1 protein-coding gene is annotated in these 243 nt (G+C 72.4%); it reads left to right on the forward strand.

Annotated features, from left to right (window positions below; translation table 11 throughout):
* The coding region (locus QC283_RS39420) for a hypothetical protein (RefSeq protein WP_279566610.1) at positions 1-243 on the forward strand (243 nt) is incomplete at both ends.

A 243-nucleotide genomic window follows, 5' to 3' on the forward strand; every position in this document is an offset into this window, starting at 1 on the left:
AGGGGGGACGGTCGCCACTCCGGTCGTCGCGACGGAACGAGGGACGGTCACCCCGGTCACCCGGACGGTCACCACGGTCATCGCGACGGAAGGCGGGACGGTCACCACCCCGGTCGTCGCGACGGAATCCACGGTCGCCGCCACGGTCACGGTCGTCACGACGCGGCCCGCGGTCACGGTCATCACGACGCCCGTACCCGCCACCACCACGGTTGTCGTCGCGGCGCTCGTCCCGACGGTCAT

Origin of the sequence: Streptomyces sp. DH41 (assembly GCF_029813785.1) — a bacterium.
Lineage (GTDB): Bacteria > Actinomycetota > Actinomycetes > Streptomycetales > Streptomycetaceae > Streptomyces.